The following is a 1,221-nucleotide window of genomic DNA, read 5'->3' as shown; positions in this document are numbered from 1 at the left end:
GTATAATGCTACATGTACTGTAAATTTAAATTCATTAAGTGTAAGCCCGCAGAGTACAAAAGATAACCTGAATGCACTGAATTCGGCTGGGTGGGAAATATCTGCGCATGGGTTCAATCACGAAGATCCAGTTGCATTTCTAAATAATCACACTTCTCAAGAGTTGCTGGACCAGGAAATACTACCGAACATCGCAGAAATAACCGGTTATGGTTATCCAGTTTATTCCTTTGCATATCCCTATGGAAGTCAAAATGATACTACTGATGCATTACTGGCTCCATATTTCCGAACACTAAGAGCGACGAATTTCGGTACAGTGAATGTAAATGAATCAGCCGCTTATTACAAGTGGGACAATGCTCGACTTGTGTATGGTGTTGAAATAGATGACCTGTCGGGTGCTAGCCTGGAGTCTATACAATATGGAATTGATGACGCAATAAAATATGGGTACGTACTGGTTTTATATGGTCATACTATTACTCCAAATGTTCCCGGACCATATCAAACTTCAACATCGAAACTGGAATCAATTCTGAACTATACCAGCCAGAAGGGCGGGAAATTTTATCACATGGGAGACCTGGGTAATTCGTCCTGGGTTCAACCTACTAATGTGACTGCAAATTTCACAGTTTCTACAGATAGTGTGAAGGTCGGGGAAAGTGTAACTTTTGTGGATCACAGCGTCAACCAGAATTCTGAACTGCTTGATTTTGGTGACGGGTCTAACAGCACTACTGCAAACGTTAATCATATATATACAACACCGGGAACTTATACGGCTACTTTAACGGTAACAAATGGATTTTCCAGTCAATCGATGACTAAAACAATTACGGTTGTAACTGGTTATAAAGGAGGTATTGCTCTATCATGGGACGACACAGGAAATATTGATCCGTGTTATGAAAATATACAAGTGTTCAATAAGTATAATGCTACATGTACTGTAAATCTAAATTCATTAAGTGTAAGCCCGCAGAGTACAAAAGATAACCTGAATGCACTGAATTCGGCTGGATGGGAAATATCTGCGCATGGGCTCAATCACGAAGATCCAGTTGCATTTTTAAATAGTCACACTTCTCAAGAGTGGCTGGACCAGGAAATACTACCGAACATCGCAGAAATAACCGATTATGATTATCCAGTTTATTCCTTTGCATATCCCTATGGAAGTCAAAATGATACTACTGATGCATTACTGGCTCCATA

1 protein-coding gene is annotated in these 1,221 nt (G+C 39.7%); it reads left to right on the top strand.

Annotated elements, in window-relative coordinates; translation table 11 throughout:
• Window positions 1–1,221, top strand: a 1,221-nt coding sequence (locus tag EO95_RS12450; RefSeq protein WP_235283000.1) for a polysaccharide deacetylase family protein, incomplete at both ends; no start/stop codon positions are given.

Source organism: Methanosarcina sp. 1.H.T.1A.1 (genome assembly GCF_000979295.1).
In the GTDB taxonomy this organism is placed as follows: domain Archaea; phylum Halobacteriota; class Methanosarcinia; order Methanosarcinales; family Methanosarcinaceae; genus Methanosarcina.
This window is presented reverse-complemented; position numbering and strand designations above follow the sequence as displayed.